This window comes from bacterium, assembly GCA_035281585.1.
Lineage (GTDB): Bacteria > UBA10199 > UBA10199 > DSSB01 > DSSB01 > DATEDP01.
The window spans coordinates 1-16846 of sequence record DATEDP010000125.1; the positions used below are offsets into that span (position 1 = coordinate 1).

The following is a 16846-nucleotide window of genomic DNA, read 5'->3' on the forward strand; positions in this document are numbered from 1 at the left end:
GCTCCGCCGTCTTGGAGCCCTTCGGACATCCGGACCACCCGGCCCTGGTCCCAGAGAACTTCCATCCGGCCGTCGGCTTGCAGCCGGCCGACGGTGATCAGCACGGTGTTGGAACCGATGTCGAGGACGGCCAGGGTGCGCAAGCTAATCCTTTTTTTCCTTCTCGTTCTTCTTGGTTTCTTCCAGCCAATTCGACCAATCGGGAGTCTTGCATTGGCCGTCGCTGGTGATGGCGGTCTGGTTGGAGCCGTCCCACATCATCAGGAAGAGGTTGGAGCCCTTGTTCCGGCTCGAGGAGAAGGCGATGTAGCGGCCGTCGGGCGAGAAAGCCGGGTTCTCGTTGTTGCCCGCGCCCGAAGTGAGCTGCTGGGGCACCGATCCGTCGGCGTTCATCAGGAAGACGTTGAAGCCGCCATCGGCCCGCTTGACGTAAGCGATCTTGTCGCCGCGCGGCGACCACTCCGGCGTGTCGTTCTGGTAGCCGGTGAAGGTCAGCCGCTTGGGCGCCGCGCCGGTCTTGTCGGTGACGAAAATGTGGAGGTTGCCGGCCTGCTCCGAGGCGAAGGCGATCAGGTTGCCGTCGGGCGAGAAGGAAGGCGAGATGTCGATGCCCTGGCTCCGGGTGATTTGGGTCGTCTGCTGGGTCTGGGGATCGATCAGGTAGAGGTCGGGATCGCCGGCCATGCTCGAGGAGAAGGCGACGGTCGATCCGTCCGGCGCGTAGGACGGCGTGATGTTGAGCTTGTTGTTGAAGGTCAGGCGCTTGGGTTTGCCGCCCTTGACCGAGATCGAATAGAGCTCGGGGAAGAACTTGGCGTAGGAGGTGAAGACGAGCTGGCCGCCGTCGGGCGCCCAGGTCGGCGAGAGGTTCATCGCGTTGTTTTTGGTGAGCGGCTCGCGTTCGCTGCCGTCGACGTTCATCAGGACGAGCTGCTCCTTGCCGCGGGGCCCGCAGGCGGCGGCGATCTTGGTGTTGAAAATGCCGCGTTCGCCGGTCAAAGCCAGCAGGATCTCGTCGGCGAAGCGGTGAACCGCGGCGTAGGCCTTGTCCTGCGGGACTTTGTATTCCTTGCCGACCAGCATCTGCTTTAAATTGGGGTCGTAGAGCCGGAATTCGATGACCAGGTTCTTGCCTTTCTTTTGATAGCCGCCCTTCACGAAGACCGTCGCACCGGTGGCGGTCCAGAGGCCGAAGTCCACTTCCTCGGGCTTCAGGGCGGCGCTTCGATCCTGGTAATTGGCCTTGTCGACGATGTCGAAATAGCCGGCCAGCTTGAGGTTTTTGCGGAGGAGGTCGGCGATCTCGACGCCCTGGGCGTCGGCTTGGCCGCTTTTCTTTTCGACCAAATCGGCGACCGCGATGGGAAATTTATGCTCCGGCGAGAATTGATCGATCAGGATGTAGATCGCAGCTTGGGCGCGCAGCGGCAGAACGGACAGGCAAAGCAAATAGGCAAAGAGGGTCAGGCGTTTCATCACAGGTCTCCTCAAATTTAAAGCCATCGCATTGATAGCCAGGTCTTGATCATTAGCAAACGCCGCAAAATCCCCCCGGGCCCCCCCCTTTTTCAAAGGGGGGAAATTATTTTCGGCCTAGCATGCGCGAAGAGAAATCGACAACAAAACCTTCGGACAGCGCTTCGGCTTCGAGGCCGGGGGGCGGCGGCGGCAGCGGCGAAGCCCGCTCGATGGCCCGGAGTGCCGAGAGGTCGAAGCTCTCGTTGCCGCTGCTCTTGACGACGTTCTTGCCGATGACTTGGCCCGAAGCGTTGATCCGAACTTGCACCCGGGTCCGGATCGCCTGGCCGTCGTCGGGGCCGGTGTTGGCTCGCACCCAAGTCCGGACGATCTTGGAGCGGACCGTCGATTGATACTGGGCCAAGCCGGGATCGGCGGCGCCGATTTGGCCGCCGGGCACTCCGGCCGGAGCGCCGCTGCCGCTGCCGTCGGGCGCGCCGGCCGGGGCCGGCGGCGTCTGGGCGGTGACTTCGCGCTGTTCCAATTCCTTTTGCACTTGGCCAAGAGCTTCGGCCAACTTGGCTTCATCGGGCGCCGGCGCCGCCGGCTGGGCCGGCGGTTGAGGCTGAGCCGGTTTGGCCGGCTGCGGTTTCGGCGGCGTTTTGTCCTTGCCCAAATGAACCGTCGGCTGGACCGGCGTCGGCGGTTTGGCCGGGGCCGGCGGAGTGATCGGCTTGGCCGGCACGACCGGTGCCGGCTTGGCCACCGGGATCGGCGGTGCCGCCGGCTGGGGCGGTGCCGGTTGGGGCTCGGTCGGCTTGGGCTGAAAGGCCGGCTTTTGAAAGAGCGGCGCGTTCAAATCTCCGGCCCCGCGCGAGAGCCGGATCATCGTCACCTGGGTCTTGGGCGGAGGTGGGGGTGGCCCTTCGCCGCCGAAGAGCAGGAGAAGGGTGATCACCAGAGCGTGGAAGCTCAGGGAGTAAAGGAAGTATTTTTTCAGCTTAGGTTCCACCCTTGTTCGTCTCAGGCTCGGTCACCATGCCGATCCGTTCGATGCCCGCTTGCTTGCAGGCCGACATCACCTGAACCACCGAGCCGTAAGGCACGTTGCGGTCGGCCCGCAGATAGACCACCTTTTCGGTCTGTCCGCTGAAGAGGGTCACCAAGCGTTGGGTCAAGGCGCTGCTGTCGTAAGGCTGATTGGGGTCGCTGGAGAGGAAGATTTGTCCCGACTTGTCGATGGTGATGATCTTGTCGTCCTTGCCCGAGGGCGCGGCCGAAGCGCTGGCCTGGGGCAGATCGACGTCGATGCCTTCCTGGAGCAGCGGCGCCGTGACCATGAAGATGATCAGCAACACCAGCATGACGTCGACCAGCGGGACGATGTTGATCTCGGCCAAGGTGGTTCGCGGACCCTTGGTATTATTTGGGGCGGTGAAGGCCATTAGAAATATTCCTTCTCGATGCGGTGCTCCAGATCGATGGAAAAGTCGTTCAAGTCCTTGCCCAATACCTTCAGCCGGCTCACGAAGTAGTTGTAAGCGATGACCGCCGGAATCGCCGCCGCCAAGCCGACCGCGGTGGCGATGAGGGCTTCGGCGATGTAGGGCCCGACCACCGCCAGGCTCGAGGACTTCTGCTGGCCGATGGCCCAGAAAGCCGTCAGGATGCCCCAAACCGTGCCGAAGAGGCCGATGAAGGGCGAGGCCGAAGCCGTCGTCGCCAGGAAGGAGGTGAGCTGCTCCAGGCGCGCCATCTCGTCGCTCTCGGCACGACGAATGTTCTTTCGAATATGGTCTAAACTAATGCTGGCCCGGGTCGAGGGATCCTTGGCCTTGGCCTGCTTGGCCCGGAGGATCTCGCTGATCCCGGAGGAGAAGATCGAGTAAAGCGGGTTGCCGTCCTGGGGGGCCGACTTGGTCAGCATTTCCTCGATCGTGTAGGTCTGGTCGAAAATCTGGGAGAACTTGTCGGAAGTCTTCTTGGCCCTCTTCACTTGGGCATATTTGTAAAAGATGATGGCCCAGCTGGTGACCGAGAAGAAGATCAAAATGAGCAGCACCGCCTTGACCAGGGGATCGCTGGAGAAGACCATGTGTAAGATGGACTTGGTTTCGGCCGAGGCGACCGGCGTGGCCATCTGCAAAAGGATACCGGCGGGAAGGGTCATAGAATCGCTCCTATCGAGGGTCCTGAATGGGAAAAATTACGTCGGGCTACGCTGCAAAGTTCCAGAAAGTCTTAGAGAAAATCGCTTTTTGGCCCCCTAGCATAGGGGCGGCGGCCCAATAAACAGAAAATTGGCCTTTTCGAGGGGCTCCTTGACAGATCCGGGTCCTGCCACTAGAGAAGCCAATTCGCAGGAATAATGCGCTCTTGCTTGTCCAAAATTTTAGGAGGTTTTATGAGTATCCGCACGGCGATGGAAGAAGCTTTTCAACGCGGAGAAAAAATCAAGGAACAGATTTTTCATGACGTGATGAACTCCGAGGCCATGGGCAATCTGATGCAGAACGAATATTTCCTGCGCTCGCTCAGCGCCCTCATGAACACCAAGTACGAGTTGAAGAAGTCCCTTCGCACCAACCTCAAGTCGGTGCTCAAGATCTTCGACCTGCCGACTCGCGACGAGATCAACACGATGGAGCGCAAGCTTCACCGCCTCGAAACCGAGATCGACGGCATCCACCGCAAAGTCATGACCGCCCGATTGGCCAAGCCGGCCAAGACCGTGAAGCGGGCCAAGGCTCATAAATAAGCCGCCATCCCATGGACCTTCCCATCGGCATTTTCGATTCCGGCCTGGGCGGGCTCACCGTTCTCCGCGAAATCGAGAAGGCCCTCCCGTCGGAAGACCTGATCTACGTCGGCGACACCGCCCGCGTTCCCTACGGCATCAAATCGGCCGAGACCGTGACCCGCTATTCCCGGGAGATTTGCGATTTCCTGGTCGGACGCGGAGTGAAGGCCATCGTCGTTGCCTGCAATACCTCCTCGGCCTTGGCCTTGGAGGCGATCCGACCGCACTACTCGGTTCCGCTGCTCGGCGTCATCGAGCCCGGCGCCCAAGCCGCCGCCGCCGCGACCCAGCGCCAATCCATCGGCGTGATCGGGACCGAGGGCACGGTCAAGTCCCAAAGCTATCCCCAGGCCATCCGCCGCCGCCTGCCCGAGGCGATGGTCGAGAGCCGGGCCTGCCCGCTCTTCGTCCCCTTGGTCGAGGAAGGCTGGGCTCGCCACGAGATCACCCGCCAAGTGGCCGAGGTTTACTTGGCGCCTTGGCAGGGCCGTGAGCTCGACACTCTGATCCTGGGTTGCACCCACTATCCGATTCTCAAGCCGCTTTTGCAGGAGGTGATGGGCCCCGGGGTGACCCTGGTCGATTCGGCCCAGGAGACCGCCAAGGCCTTGAAGGTCCTGCTGGAGGAGCGGGGCCTCCTCGCCGCCAATTCCAAGACCGGCTCACGTCGTTTTTTCACCACCGACGCCCCCCAAAAGATGGTCGAGCTGGCGGCTCGTTTCTTGGGGCATGAGATTCCCTCGGCCGAGCTGGCCCGGCTGGGCTCGGATTAGGCCTTGTCATTCCGAGGAGCAAAGCGACGAGGAATCCCTGCGGAGATCCTTCTGGAAAGAAACTCCGCAAGGATCCCTCGCTCCGCTCGGGATGACAGCCGAAAATCCCTTTTTTCCCGTTGACTCCCCTTAGGGCCGTGCTAACGTGCCCCTGGTTTTTCCAGCCTGAATTGAGCCAATTTCCGATGAACCCAAAAGCTAGCATTCCAGAACTCAAAGAAATCGCCAGGAATCTGCGCGTCGACTGCCTCAAGATGCTGCACAAGGCCAAGAGCGGCCATACCGGCGGCCCGCTCGGCATCATGGACCTGATCACGGTCCTTTATTTCCGCGAAATGCGCCACGACCCCAAGAATCCCCATTGGGAAGACCGCGACCGCTTCATCCTGGCCAACGGCCACTGCTGCCCGGCGATCTACGTCGCCCTGGCTCGGGCCGGCTATTTCCCGAAGTCGGAGCTCGATCGTCTTCGCCAGATCGGCAGTCCGCTCCAGGGCCATCCCAAGCTCAAGGTCGACTGGGGCATCGAGATGTCCACCGGCTCGCTCGGACAGGGCATGTCGGTCGGAAACGGCATGGCCTTCGCCGCCCGCCTCGACAAGAAGGACCACACCATCTACTCGATGCATTCCGACGGCGAAGCCCAGGAAGGCATGCTCTGGGAAGCGGCTCTGACCGCCGGCCACCACCGCCTCGACAACCGGATCGGCTTGATGGACTTCAACGGCATCCAGATCGACGGCTTCAACAAGGACATCAAGGACGTTGCGCCGCTCGAAGACAAGTTCCTGGCCTTCCGCTGGGCGGTGCGCAGCATCGACGGCCACAACTACGAAGAGATCCTCGACGCCTTCGATTGGGCCAAGAAGACCAAGGGCAAACCCAAGATGATCATCGCCCGCACCATCCTGGGCAAGGGCGTCTCCTTCTTCGAGAACCTACCGAAGTACCACGGCGTCACCCCGAGCGACGACGAGTTGAAGAAGGCGCTGCAAGAATTGGGAGAGAAGATTTAATGGGACAGGTCACCGCCAGCAGCGGAGATAAAATCGCGACCCGCGACGCTTACGGCAAGGCCCTCTTGGCCTTGGGCGGCAGGAATCCCAAAATCGTGGTGCTCGACGCCGACCTCTCGGGCTCGACCAAGACCATCCATTTCGCCAAGGCTTATCCGGAGCGCTTCTTCAACATGGGCGTCTCGGAGCAGGACATGATGGGCACCGCGGCCGGCTTGGCCTTGAGCGGCAAGATCCCCTTCGCCTCGACTTTCGCGATGTTCGCCACCGGCCGGGCCTTCGAGATCGTCCGCAATTCCATCGTTTACCCCCATTTGCCGGTGAAGATCTGCGCTTCCCACGCCGGCCTCACCGTCGGCGAAGACGGCGCCAGCCATCAGACCATCGCCGACATCGCGGTGATGCGGGTGCTTCCGGGCATGACCGTCATCGTTCCGGCCGACGCCATCGAGACCGAGCAGGTCATCGAGCAGGTCGCCGAGTGGCCGGGACCGGTTTACGTCCGGCTTTCCCGGGCGGCCTTCCCGGTTTTCCTTCCGCCAGATTACCAGTTCAAGATCGGCAAGGCGGCGGTCCTGCGCGAGGGTTCCGATATCACGATCGTGGCTTGCGGCCTGATGGTCTACCACGCGGTCAAGGCCGCCGAGCTCCTCGAGGCCAAGGGCGTCAAGGCCGCGGTGGTCAACATGGCCACGGTCAAGCCGCTCGACGGCGAGACCTTGAGCCGGCTGGCCCAGCAGAGCGGCTGCGTCCTGACGGTCGAGGAGCATTCCATCCTCGGCGGCTTGGGCTCGGCGGTGGCCGAGCATCTGGCCGAAGAGGGCCGGGCCATCGTCCACCGCTACGGCGTCATGGATCAATTCGGCCAATCCGGCCCGGCCGACCAGCTTTTGAAGCATTATAAGCTCATGCCCGAGGACATCGCCGAGCAGGCCCTGCTGGCGTTGAAGCGAAAAAAATAGTTTTCCCCCCTTTGAAAAACGGGGGGGCAGGGGGGATTTAAAAGAGGGTGAAGAAGACACCTAGGCAACGAGATCAAACCAAGGCACTCAAGCCGCCGCTTTAAATCCCCCTTAATCCCCCTTTTTCAAAGGGGGAAAATAGCAAAATAAGCCGACATTCTTCGCATTATCGTTTCCCAATATATTTGAGAAAAGCGATGATCCTCACATGAAGCGATTTTCACGGTCTCTGCTGCTGCCTGTCTTCGCCTTGGGCCTCCTCTGCGGCGCCCTCTTGCCGGCCGCCCGGGCGCTCCCCGAAAAGATCTACCGGGCGCTGGATCTCTTCAGCAAAGTTCTCTTCATCGTCGAGAAGGACTACGTCGAGCCGGTCGACGGCCAAAACTTGGTCTATGGCGCGATCAAGGGCATGCTCGGCACCCTCGATCCCTACACGGTCTTCCTCACCCCCGACGTCTACAAGGAGTTGAAGGTCGATACCTTGGGCCGGTTCGGCGGCGTCGGCATCGAGATCACCTTGCACAAGGGAATCCTCACCGTCGTTTCGCCGATCGAGGACACGCCGGCCGAGAAGGCCGGCATCAAGTCGGGCGACCGGATTTTAAAGATCAACGGCGTTTCGACCAAGGGCATGAACTTGGCCGATGCGGTGCGCCGGATGCGCGGCGGCAAGAACAGCAAGCTGACCCTCACTCTCTGGCGCGAAGGCGTCAGCAAGCCCTTCGACGTCACGCTCAAGCGCGAGCAGATCAAGATCAAGAGCGTTCGCTCCGAGAATTTGCCTCAAGGCATCGGCTACATCCGGCTGATCAGCTTCCAGGAGAACACCACCGAGGAGGTGGAGAAAGCCCTGCAAAGCTTGAAAGCCGCCGGCGAGATGAAGGGGCTGATCTTCGACATGCGAAACAATCCCGGCGGCCTGCTCGAGCAAGCCATCGACGTCAGCAATCTCTTCTTGAAGCAGGGGACCATCGTCTCGACCCGGGGCCGCAAGGGCCCGATCGAGCTGCGGACGGCCAATGGCGACGCGCCTTACGCCGGAGTTCCGATGGTGGTGCTGCTCAACAAAGGCTCGGCCTCGGCTTCCGAGATCGTGGCCGGAGCGCTGCAGGACAACAAGCGGGCCAAGGTCCTGGGGGTCCCGAGCTTCGGCAAGGGCAGCGTCCAGACCGTGATCGATTTGGGCGAGGACACCGGCGTCAAGCTGACGATCGCCCGCTACTTCACGCCTTCCGGCAAATCGATCGACGGCACCGGGATCACCCCTGATTTCGAGGTCGAAGGGGAGATGCCTTCGGCGGCCGAGATGCAGGAAAAGAAGAAGCCCGACGTCCAGCGCGACGCCGCCTTCCAGTACCTGGTCAGCGGCAAGATTCCCCCCAAGGCTCCCGAGAGCAAGCCTAGCGGCGAAGTGCCGCCGGACGAGGAGCCTTCCGATCTGTAGGCTCGTTTCGGCTTCACGTCTTGACGTCAATGGAGATCGTGGGTATTCGTGCGGCAAGTCGGGGCTCGGAAAAAGGAAAATCATGAAAGCCGGTCTTTTCCCGTTCCTTACTGCTTTCTTCGCTCTTTTCGCGGCATTGACTTCCAACGCTCGGGCGGCGGTCTTCGACGTGACGACGGCCGTGGACGAAGCCGATGGAAGCTGCGCCGACGGCGACTGCTCGTTGCGCGACGCGATCTTGGCGGCCAATTCCAGCGGCGAGCCCGACAACATCGTCAATCTTCCTAACGGGACCTACTCGTTGACACTTGCCGATGCCGGCGAGGAGGATGCCGGTCTTATCGGGGATCTCGATGTCCTTTCGAATTCCCTCACCATCAACGGCAACGGCTCCACGATCGACGCTTCCCCCCTCGCCAACCAGCGGATTTTCGATGTCGTCGCCACCGGCGGCCTTGCCTTGGTTCTCAATGACTTGGTCTTGACGGGTGGAACGGCTCAGGCCGGCGGGGCCATCCGTTTTGACGGTGAGGGCCCCGCCGAAAGCCTCGTCCTGAATCGCTGTTGGGTGACGGGCAACCACACCAGCCTTGCATCGGGCGGGGGAATCAACGCCAGCGATGCCGAGGTCATCATTAACGACTCGACCTTTTCATCCAACGACGCGGTTTTGCTCGGAGGCGGAATTTTCATCGCGGCCGTGAATTTAGAAATCACCAACAGCACGATTTCCGGCAACGAATCCGGGCAAGACGGCGGCGGAATTTATGCCGAGGATTCCTTTGCTTTGCTGTTCAATGCAACCATCGCCGACAATCAGGCCGGCGACCGCGGCGGCGGGATTTTCCAAAGCGGCTTCGCGATTGCGGTCGGATATGTCTTGAGCAACAGCATCTTGGCCGGCAACCGGGCCGTCAGCGGAGCCCAGGATTGTGCCCGAGATCCGGCCAACGCTTCGATCGCCTCAAGCGGTTTCAACGTCATGGGCGGCGTCGAAGATTGCGGCATTTCGCCGCCGCCCGCTCCGGGCGTCGATCAAATCGTCTCGGACCCCCTGCTGGGTCCGCTGGCCGAAAATGGAGGGCCGACCCCGACCCATTCGCTGCTCGCCGGCAGCCCGGCGATCGACGGCGGCGACCCTGACGGCTGCGCCGACCGCATGGGAAATGCGCTGGTCGCCGATCAGCGGGGCTTTGCCCGCGCGGCGGATGGCGACGGCGATGGGGCCGTAGTTTGCGACGCCGGTTCCCTGGAAGTGGTTTGCGGAGACGGAATCCTGATGGGCGGCGAGGAATGCGAGGACGGGAATTCCCAGGATGGCGATTGCTGCGACTCGGCCTGTCGATTCGAGGCCAGTGGCAGCGCCTGCAACGATGACGATCCCGGAACGATCGAGGATCAGTGCGACGGTGCCGGCCTATGCTCAGGGACGGACGAGCCAATGGGTCCGTCGGGCGGCGGATGCAGCTTGACGCTAAGATGATGGGACGGTTTGGTCAATGGGTGGCCGATCTCGATTGAGGCAGGACCATCAAGACCATGAAGAGCCCGTAGAAGAGCAGGACCTTGATCACCGGCTCGGTAAAGTGCAAGCCGGTCAAGGCCGAGCCGACTTTCAGCCATATCATCCCGCCGCAGCCGGCCAAGATGAGCCAACGTCCCCAAGAGCGCAATAGGAGCAAGCCGACGCCGCCGGCCAGCAATGCCAGGGTGAAGGCGTCGCCGAGGCTCCAATCCATGGCCAGTCTTTGCTGGAAGAGCCGACGAAAGATCGCCAAGGCGCCCCGAAAAGTCAGGAAAATCCAGAGGCAGCCGATCAGCCGCAAGAGATAGGACATCTCTACGCCCTTTCTTGGTTGTAGGGGCGACCCTTGCGGTCGCCCAATCAGCCGCCGTTGTGACGGCTTTGCCTGGGGCACCCGCAAGGGGTGCCCCTACAGTTTATTTAATATCGCCAAAATTTCGGCGCCGAAACGCTCGATCTTCTGCGGCCCCAGACCATAGACTCTTTCCAGCGCCGCCAGGCTTTCAGGGTTCTTGGCGGCCAAGTCGTCCAAGGTTTTATTGCTGAACACCAGGAAGGCCGGAACGTCCTGGCTCTTGGCGAAAGCCTTGCGCCATTCCTTTAAGGCCTCGCGGCGTTGCTCGCCTTCGGCATCGAGCGGGGCCTCGGACCGGACTTTGCCCTTCTTCGGCTTGGCCGCGGGTAGGGGAAGCGCGGTCCGCTCCAGCCGGATCCGCCGCGGCGAATCCGGGGCGCAGACTTCGCAATGGCCGCAGGCGCTGAGGCGTTGGCTGTCCCGGAAGTAAGTCAAGATGCCGGCATGGCGGCACTCGCCGCCCTCGACGAATTGGACCATGGTGTCGAGGGCCCGCCAACGCTGGTCGAGATGTTTGGCCTCGGCCTGGGATTGGCTGATGAAATAAGCGTGCAAGCCCTTGTCACGCTTGGCGTAGAGCAGCAGACAGGTCGATTCCCGGCCATCGCGGCCGGCCCGGCCGATTTCCTGATAATAGGACTCGATATTGGCCGGCATTTGAAAATGGACCACCAGCCGGACGTCGGGATGGTCGATGCCCATGCCGAAGGCGTTGGTCGCGGCCAGGATCCGGGTCGTCCCGGCGGCGAAGTCGGCTTGGATTCGATGGCGCTGCTCGGTTTCGAGGCCGGCGTGATAGAGGCCGACGCCGGCGAAGGAAAGCGAGAGCTCTTCCTTCAGGCTTTCGCACTGCTTGCGGGTGCCGCAATAGATGAGGACCTTGCCTTCGGGATGGCGGCTCAAGGCCTGCTTCAGCCAGGCCGTCTTGACGGCGTCGTTTTCGCAAATTTCGACCTGATAGAAAAGGTTGGGCCGGTAGAAGCCGTAGACGTGGCGGGCGGCTTCCGCCAGCTGGAGCTGATGGGCGATGTCGCGCAGCACCCGGGGGGTGGCGGTGGCGGTGAGGGCCAGGATCGGCACCTCGGGCCGCAGCTCCCGTAGCAGGCTCAGCCGGTGATAATCCTGGCGGAAGTCGGGACCCCAGGCCGAGACGCAATGGGCCTCGTCGATGGCGAAGAGCGAGACCGGCCGGCCCTTGAGCCATGCGGCGAAGCCCGGTTTTTGCACCCGCTCCGGCGAAAGGTAGAGCAGAAATCGGTCGCTGGCCTGCAGCTCGGCGAAGACTTCGCGCTTCTCTTCATAGCTTTGGCCGGTGTGGAGGCAGCCGGCCGGGAAACCGCGCTCGCGCAGCAAGCGGACTTGATCTTTCATCAAGGCGATGAGCGGCGAAACCACCACCGTCAAGCCGGGTCGGGCCAAGGCCGGCAACTGATAGCATAGGGATTTGCCGCCGCCGGTCGGCATGACCGCCAAAGTGTCGCGGCCTTGGCAAACCGAGCGCAGGATGTCTTCCTGACCCCGGCGGAAGCCGGGATGGCCGAAACGCTCCCGCAACAGGTCCAGCCAATCGGCGGGGAGGGGTTCTTGGCTTTCCTGAAGGGCGGGGAGCATGGAGAACACTAAAAGCAAATCGGGGGCCAAAACTCAAAGAAATGTTGCCGTCCCGGCGCCGGCCCGGCGATAAAAGGACATGCAGCTTTATTACCGCTTCGAAGGCGAGGGGCCGACTTTGATCTTGAACCACGGTTGGGTGACCTCCCATCGCTGTTTCGATCGGCAGCGCGATTTAAGCCGCCGCTTCCGTCTCCTGCTTTGGGATTTTCCGGGTCACGGCGATTCGGAAAAGAATCCCCAGGGCTACCAGGTCGAGGACTTGAGCCGGGCCCTTCGCCGGCTGGTGGAGGGCGAGGGGATCGAGGAGGCGGTCGGTCTTGGCTGGTCGATGGGCGCGACGGTGCTCTGGGACTATGTCCGGCTCTTCGGCGAAAAGCCTTTTCGCGCCTTTATCAATGTCGATTCCTTGCCCTGGGCCGATCCCGATCACTTCCAAGTTTCGGCGGTGAAGTTCTCCTTCGAGCGCAACCGGACCCATGCCCAGCGCAAATTCATCCAACGCATGTTCGTCCAAAAGCCCGAAGCCGCCGTGTTGGAGACGATGCTGGCCGAATCGCTCAAATGTCCCAACGAGATCGCCCTCCGGCTCTACGCCGATCTCGCCGCGACCGACCATCGGGCGGTCTTTCGGAGCATCCAGGCCCCGGTTCTTTCGATGATGGGAAGACATGGCTTCTACGCCCAGGGCGTTCCGGAGCTGCTTGGCCTCAGAGCGGGCCAAGAAGTCCAATGGTTCGAAAATAGCGGCCACCTGCCGTTTTGGGAGGAGGCCGACCGTTTCAACTCCCTTTTGCTCGACCGCTTCGCATGAGCGGCTTCGTTCAAATCGCCGGCGTCCGCAGCCGGGAGGAGGCTTCGATGCTGGTCGAAGCCGGCGTCGACGCCCTGGGTTTTCCCTTACGGCTGGACCATCACGCCGAGGATTTGCCGGAAAGCGAGGCTCGCGAGATCATTGCCGGTCTGCCAGAAAAGGTCCGGCCGGTGCTGATCACTTATTTGGACCGGGCCGAGGAGATTTTGGAATTGTCGCGCTATCTCGGCGTCCGGGGACTCCAGCTGCATGGTCCGGTCGAGCTCGAGGAGGCCCGGAAATTGAAAAGCCGGGCACCCAATCTGTGGCTCCTTAAGAGCCTGGTGATTCGCGGCGGCAATGAAGCGGGATTGTCCGAGGAGCTGAAGGCTTGGTCGGACTTGGCCGATGCCTTCCTGACCGACACCTACGACCCCGAATCGGGAGCCAGCGGCGCCACCGGAAAAACCCACGACTGGGAAATCAGCCGGCGGCTGGCCGAGCAAAGCCCCAAGCCGCTGATATTGGCCGGCGGCCTGAATCCGCGCAACGTGGCGGCCGCGATCGCTCAAGTGAGACCTTGGGGCGTCGATGTGCATACCGGGGTCGAAGACCGGCAAGGGTGGAAAGACCGAAAGAAAGTGGGGGATTTTTTGGCCGAAGCGCGGCAAGCCTTCCTTAAAGCCCGCCCGAAGCCTTGAAAGCCTCCAAGCCATCGAGCAGGACCTTGGCCTTCTGCTCCTCCGGCTCTGACAACTTGCCCGAAGCGAGCTTCCGCCGAAGCTCTGCGGTGAAGGCTTCCCGGCTTAGTCCGCCATTATCGTCCGGCTTCTCGGCGGCCGCGAAGCTTCGCCGGTCTTCCTCGAGGAAGAGCGCTTCGCGGACTTGACCGTCCACCGGACCTTGGGCTTGCAGCCCGTAGTAGGCCAAGAGGGTCGGATAGACGTCGACGATCCGGGCATGGGGCAGGACGCCGGGGCGGATGCCGGGTCCGTGGAACATCAGGGGAATGTGGCGGTCCTCGCGCCAAGGCGAGCCGTGGCCGCTGGGCCGCGGATCGTGGAACTGGGTCCGCTTGCTGGTCATCAGGACCAAGTCGCCGACCTTGAAATCATCGAAGAGCTGGGGCATGGCCACGACCGCGTCGGGGATGGCGAGATGGCCAGTCGCTTTCAGCCAAGCCTCCTCGTCGTGGAACTCGCGATTTTCGGCCCAGCGCCGGATCAGGGGATCGGTCAAGTATTCCAGCGGGTCCTGACCGGGATCGGGCCGGTAGGAATATAAAATTTCATCTCCCACTTTCTTGCGGAGCAGCAAGGCATGCTGGCCGTCGCGGTGGACATGGATTTTGTCCAGGCCCTCGGCGGTCACCAGCCATTCGATGTCGGGGTGGGCCAGCAAGCGCTCGACCAAGTCGATCCGCTTGCCGTCGGCCGCCGGGTAGTCGCGCAGCTCGCGGTAAGTCGGCCGCCGCGACCAATCGTCGCCCAATTTGAAGTAAAGGTTGGAGAAGGTCACGCCATGGTCGCCCCACATGACCTGGCTCTTTTGGGGATCGGCGAGGGCTCGCAGCCCGATTTGGCGAAGGTAAGCCCCCAAATCGACCATTCCGCCGTCGACGTCGTGCTGGCCGTGATCGCTGGTCACGACCAGCAGGGTTTTATCGGCGATGCCGCGATCTTCCAGCGTGCGCTCGAGCTGGCCGAGGAAGCGGTCATAGAGCCGAAACAAGTCTTGGGCCCGTTCGCTCTGGGGATGAACGTAGTGATTGACCAAGTCCATGCCGTAGCAAACCACTATGCTGAAGCGGGGCAGCTTTTCCAACGGCTCCTCTTGAAAGCGCTTCAAAGCGGCACCCAGCGCCTTGACGTCGAAGGTTTCGTAGAAACCTTGGACCTTGCCCTCGTAGCCGGTGAGGACGGGCGGAAATCCCGGAACCACCTCGGTGGCTCCGCTGTTGGCGGTCTCGTAGATCGCCAGGCTGGGGTGGCCCTGCAGGGTTTCGAAAATCAGCGCCGGCCGGTCATCCTTGATCCGATCGTCGAACACTTGGAGGTAGTTGAAGAGGAAGAGATTGGTCCAGGACCAATATTGCGGATGGAGATAGTCGATGTATTTTTCCAGCGGCCGGCTGAACCAGTCGAGGTTGGGAATCCCGTGGTGGCCGGGCTGCAGCCCCGAGAGCAGGGCTTGGTGGGCCGGAGTCGAGACGGTCGGAAAAACCGTGAGGGCGTTTTCGAAGCGGGCGCCTTCTTGGTAGAAGAGGCGCTTCAAGTTGGGCATCAGCCCCGCGGCCACCGCTTGATCGAGCTCGCCGGGCCGGGCGCCGTCGAGCAGCAGGATCAGCACGTAGCGGTCGCGGATCGGCGCGGGCTCGGAAACCGCCGGCGGCAGCAGGCTGGCCGAGCGGTAGGCGCAGCCGGTGAAAAGCAGAAATAGTAAGATCCAACGCTTCATTTTTCCGACGCTTTGTGCGAGAGGCCCTTCCTATGCACCCCCAAGGCATTCAACGCATGGACCATGGCATTCAGGTCACCTGGCAGGATGGGCACGTCAGCCCTTATTCGGCCGACTACCTGCGCCGGGCCTGTCCCTGCGCCGTCTGCAAAGAAAACCCCCAGCGCCAAGGCGGGCTGCTCCCGGCCTCGGCTTTTCCGGCCCATAGCATCGATATTTTGAAGGCACAACCCGTCGGCTGGTACGCGCTTCAATTCACTTTCACCGACCGGCATGAGACGGGAATCTATTCCTACGAGCTGTTGCGGCAGATTTGCCCCTGCGCCGAATGTGCAGCCCGGTAGGGGCACCCCTTGCGGGTGCCTAAGGCAAGGACATGGCATCCTCCGCAGAAAGGGCACCCGCAAGGGGTGCCCCTACGAATAGAGCAGGTATTTTCGCCGGAGTTCCAAGAACTTCCGGCGGTCTTCCTCCCAGGACTCCTCGATCCTCCTCAAATTCCAACCCTTTTCGATTTGTTCCCGGAGCTTGGCGTCGCCGGCCAGGAGATCGATGGCCGGAATCAAGTCGACGAATTCGTAGGCCCGGTGGCGGTATTGGAATTCCTTCGGATAGAGGTCGTGGACCGCCTTGATCGCGGCCACCCCGGTCAGCAGGGATTTGAAGGCCCGGCGCCGGGTGACATGGATTTGGACGCCGCCGCAAAGCTGGCCGGCGTGCTTTTGAAAATTCGGCTTGAAGTAAAGCGGGCGGAAGCTCGCTCCGGGCAAGCGATATTCCTTCAGCCGGGCCGCCAGCTTCTCGGCGTCGATGAAGGGCGCGCCGTAGATCTCGAAAGGCTTGGTGGTGCCGCGGCCCTCGCTGAGCTCGGTTCCCTCGATCAGGCACATGCCGGGATAGAGCAGGGCCGCCTCGACCGTCGGCATGTTGGGGCTGGGGAAGACCCAGGGGACCTCGACCTCGTCCATGTAGCGGCGGCGGTGCCAGCCCTTCATCGGCACGACCGTCAGCTCGCAGCCGATCGAGTATTCGGCCTTGAAGAGCTGGGCCAGCTCGCCGACCGTCATCCCATGGCGGTTGGCCAGCGGGAACCAGCCGACGAAGGAGCGGAAGCCTTCGGCGACGAGGTTGCCTTCGACCTGATGGCCGTTGATCGGATTGGGCCGGTCGAGGATGACGACGTGGGTGCCGGTCTCGGCGGCGACTTCCATGCAGAAGGCGATCGTGTAGATGAAGGTGTAGTAGCGGGCACCGACGTCTTGGAGGTCGCAGACCAGCACTTCGACGTCGCGCAGGGCCTCGGCCTTCGGCTTCAAGCTGGCCAAGTCCTTCCCATAGAGACTGAAAACCGGTAGGCCCCGGTACTGCGAGGAGCCGACCGACTCCATGTCTTGGGCTTGGCCGAGGATGCCATGCTCGGGTCCGAAGAGGGCGACGATTTTGGCCGATTTTTCCTCGCTCAAAATCTCCAAGGCATGGCGCCATCGCTTGTCGACCGAGGCCGGATGGGCGAGGAGGCCCAGCTTTTTTCCTTGGAGAAGGCGGCGATGGGAGCGCGGCAGGCGATCGAGACCGGTTTGCATCGGGTCCTCATAGTTTAAGCTCTGGGGTGGGGCAAGTCTTGCTATCGCCGGCTATCGGTGGAAATATGC

At 61.9% G+C, this 16846-nt stretch carries 17 protein-coding genes; 9 read left to right on the forward strand and 8 right to left on the reverse strand.

Annotated features, from left to right (window positions below; all coding sequences use genetic code 11):
- Positions 1–144: 144 nt before the first annotated feature.
- The 4 genes from tolB to VJR29_10905 all read right to left on the reverse strand — a co-directional run bounded on the left by tolB (position 145) and on the right by VJR29_10905 (position 3628).
- A complete protein-coding gene (gene tolB, locus VJR29_10890) occupies positions 145–1476 on the reverse strand; it encodes a Tol-Pal system beta propeller repeat protein TolB (GenBank protein ID HKY63916.1) in 1332 nt (443 codons plus the stop codon).
- Between the two features lie 106 nt (positions 1477–1582).
- The gene (locus VJR29_10895) at positions 1583–2470 is read right to left on the reverse strand and encodes an energy transducer TonB (protein ID HKY63917.1); all 888 of its coding nucleotides are present in this window, start codon (positions 2468–2470) and stop codon (positions 1583–1585) included.
- Positions 2460–2903, reverse strand: coding sequence for a protein TolR (gene tolR / locus VJR29_10900; protein ID HKY63918.1), 444 nt, complete (start codon positions 2901–2903; stop codon positions 2460–2462). The genes VJR29_10895 and tolR overlap by 11 nt, the downstream gene beginning before the upstream one ends.
- A complete protein-coding gene (locus VJR29_10905; GenBank protein ID HKY63919.1) occupies positions 2903–3628 on the reverse strand; it encodes a MotA/TolQ/ExbB proton channel family protein in 726 nt (241 codons plus the stop codon). Before VJR29_10905 ends, tolR begins: the two co-directional genes overlap by 1 nt.
- A 234-nt stretch (positions 3629–3862) precedes the next feature.
- Between VJR29_10905 and VJR29_10910 the strand changes: the two genes are divergently transcribed.
- The 6 genes from VJR29_10910 (at position 3863) to VJR29_10935 (ending at position 9936) form a co-directional block, all read left to right on the forward strand.
- Positions 3863–4216, forward strand: a complete 354-nt coding sequence (locus tag VJR29_10910) for a poly(R)-hydroxyalkanoic acid synthase subunit PhaE (protein ID HKY63920.1) — start codon at positions 3863–3865, stop codon at positions 4214–4216.
- Between the two features lie 11 nt (positions 4217–4227).
- A complete protein-coding gene (gene murI, locus VJR29_10915; protein ID HKY63921.1) occupies positions 4228–5031 on the forward strand; it encodes a glutamate racemase in 804 nt (267 codons plus the stop codon).
- 185 nt (positions 5032–5216) lie between these two features.
- Positions 5217–6047 carry a transketolase gene (locus VJR29_10920; GenBank protein HKY63922.1) on the forward strand — a complete coding sequence of 277 codons (831 nt, stop codon included), beginning with the start codon at positions 5217–5219 and terminating at the stop codon, positions 6045–6047.
- A complete protein-coding gene (locus VJR29_10925) occupies positions 6047–7009 on the forward strand; it encodes a transketolase family protein (GenBank protein HKY63923.1) in 963 nt (320 codons plus the stop codon). Before VJR29_10920 ends, VJR29_10925 begins: the two co-directional genes overlap by 1 nt.
- A gap of 208 nt (positions 7010–7217) precedes the next feature.
- The gene (locus VJR29_10930) at positions 7218–8453 is read left to right on the forward strand and encodes a S41 family peptidase (protein ID HKY63924.1); all 1236 of its coding nucleotides are present in this window, start codon (positions 7218–7220) and stop codon (positions 8451–8453) included.
- A gap of 82 nt (positions 8454–8535) precedes the next feature.
- Positions 8536–9936 (forward strand): choice-of-anchor Q domain-containing protein, encoded by a 1401-nt coding sequence (locus tag VJR29_10935; GenBank protein ID HKY63925.1) that lies wholly within the window; start codon positions 8536–8538, stop codon positions 9934–9936.
- 13 nt (positions 9937–9949) lie between these two features.
- Here the strand turns inward: VJR29_10935 and VJR29_10940 are convergent, their stop codons facing one another.
- Entirely contained in the window at positions 9950–10291 is a 342-nt protein-coding gene (locus VJR29_10940) for a hypothetical protein (GenBank protein ID HKY63926.1), read from the reverse strand.
- A 96-nt stretch (positions 10292–10387) separates the two neighbouring features.
- Positions 10388–11944: an ATP-dependent DNA helicase RecQ gene (locus VJR29_10945; protein ID HKY63927.1), complete on the reverse strand. Its 1557-nt coding sequence runs from the start codon at positions 11942–11944 to the stop codon at positions 10388–10390.
- A 79-nt stretch (positions 11945–12023) separates the two neighbouring features.
- On the opposite strand from VJR29_10945, the gene VJR29_10950 reads away from it, so the two are divergent.
- Positions 12024–12758 (forward strand): alpha/beta hydrolase, encoded by a 735-nt coding sequence (locus tag VJR29_10950; protein ID HKY63928.1) that lies wholly within the window; start codon positions 12024–12026, stop codon positions 12756–12758.
- Complete coding sequence (locus VJR29_10955) at positions 12755–13438, forward strand: phosphoribosylanthranilate isomerase (protein ID HKY63929.1); 684 nt, start codon at positions 12755–12757, stop codon at positions 13436–13438. Before VJR29_10950 ends, VJR29_10955 begins: the two co-directional genes overlap by 4 nt.
- On the opposite strand, the gene VJR29_10960 is transcribed toward VJR29_10955, so the two are convergent.
- Positions 13416–15194: an alkaline phosphatase family protein gene (locus tag VJR29_10960; protein HKY63930.1), complete on the reverse strand. Its 1779-nt coding sequence runs from the start codon at positions 15192–15194 to the stop codon at positions 13416–13418. The genes VJR29_10955 and VJR29_10960 overlap by 23 nt on opposite strands.
- Positions 15195–15250: 56 nt before the next feature.
- Here VJR29_10960 and VJR29_10965 point away from each other — a divergent pair, with 56 nt between their 5' ends.
- Positions 15251–15538: a DUF971 domain-containing protein gene (locus VJR29_10965; protein ID HKY63931.1), complete on the forward strand. Its 288-nt coding sequence runs from the start codon at positions 15251–15253 to the stop codon at positions 15536–15538.
- A 72-nt stretch (positions 15539–15610) separates the two neighbouring features.
- Here the strand turns inward: VJR29_10965 and VJR29_10970 are convergent, their stop codons facing one another.
- Positions 15611–16777 carry a DUF1343 domain-containing protein gene (locus tag VJR29_10970; protein HKY63932.1) on the reverse strand — a complete coding sequence of 389 codons (1167 nt, stop codon included), beginning with the start codon at positions 16775–16777 and terminating at the stop codon, positions 15611–15613.
- Between the last annotated feature and the right edge of the window lie 69 nt (positions 16778–16846).

Excerpts from the sequence above, each read along its gene's own strand:
- tolB (HKY63916.1), bottom strand. The coding sequence starts at position 1,476 with ATGAAACGCCTGACCCTCTTTGCCTATTTGCTTTGCCTGTCCGTTCTG.
- tolR (HKY63918.1), bottom strand. The coding sequence starts at position 2,903 with ATGGCCTTCACCGCCCCAAATAATACCAAGGGTCCGCGAACCACCTTG.
- VJR29_10905 (HKY63919.1), bottom strand. The coding sequence starts at position 3,628 with ATGACCCTTCCCGCCGGTATCCTTTTGCAGATGGCCACGCCGGTCGCC.
- VJR29_10910 (HKY63920.1), top strand. The coding sequence starts at position 3,863 with ATGAGTATCCGCACGGCGATGGAAGAAGCTTTTCAACGCGGAGAAAAA.
- murI (HKY63921.1), top strand. The coding sequence starts at position 4,228 with ATGGACCTTCCCATCGGCATTTTCGATTCCGGCCTGGGCGGGCTCACC.
- VJR29_10920 (HKY63922.1), top strand. The coding sequence starts at position 5,217 with ATGAACCCAAAAGCTAGCATTCCAGAACTCAAAGAAATCGCCAGGAAT.
- VJR29_10925 (HKY63923.1), top strand. The coding sequence starts at position 6,047 with ATGGGACAGGTCACCGCCAGCAGCGGAGATAAAATCGCGACCCGCGAC.
- VJR29_10930 (HKY63924.1), top strand. The coding sequence starts at position 7,218 with ATGAAGCGATTTTCACGGTCTCTGCTGCTGCCTGTCTTCGCCTTGGGC.
- VJR29_10935 (HKY63925.1), top strand. The coding sequence starts at position 8,536 with ATGAAAGCCGGTCTTTTCCCGTTCCTTACTGCTTTCTTCGCTCTTTTC.
- VJR29_10940 (HKY63926.1), bottom strand. The coding sequence starts at position 10,291 with ATGTCCTATCTCTTGCGGCTGATCGGCTGCCTCTGGATTTTCCTGACT.
- VJR29_10945 (HKY63927.1), bottom strand. The coding sequence starts at position 11,944 with ATGCTCCCCGCCCTTCAGGAAAGCCAAGAACCCCTCCCCGCCGATTGG.
- VJR29_10950 (HKY63928.1), top strand. The coding sequence starts at position 12,024 with ATGCAGCTTTATTACCGCTTCGAAGGCGAGGGGCCGACTTTGATCTTG.
- VJR29_10955 (HKY63929.1), top strand. The coding sequence starts at position 12,755 with ATGAGCGGCTTCGTTCAAATCGCCGGCGTCCGCAGCCGGGAGGAGGCT.
- VJR29_10960 (HKY63930.1), bottom strand. The coding sequence starts at position 15,194 with ATGAAGCGTTGGATCTTACTATTTCTGCTTTTCACCGGCTGCGCCTAC.
- VJR29_10965 (HKY63931.1), top strand. The coding sequence starts at position 15,251 with ATGGACCATGGCATTCAGGTCACCTGGCAGGATGGGCACGTCAGCCCT.
- VJR29_10970 (HKY63932.1), bottom strand. The coding sequence starts at position 16,777 with ATGCAAACCGGTCTCGATCGCCTGCCGCGCTCCCATCGCCGCCTTCTC.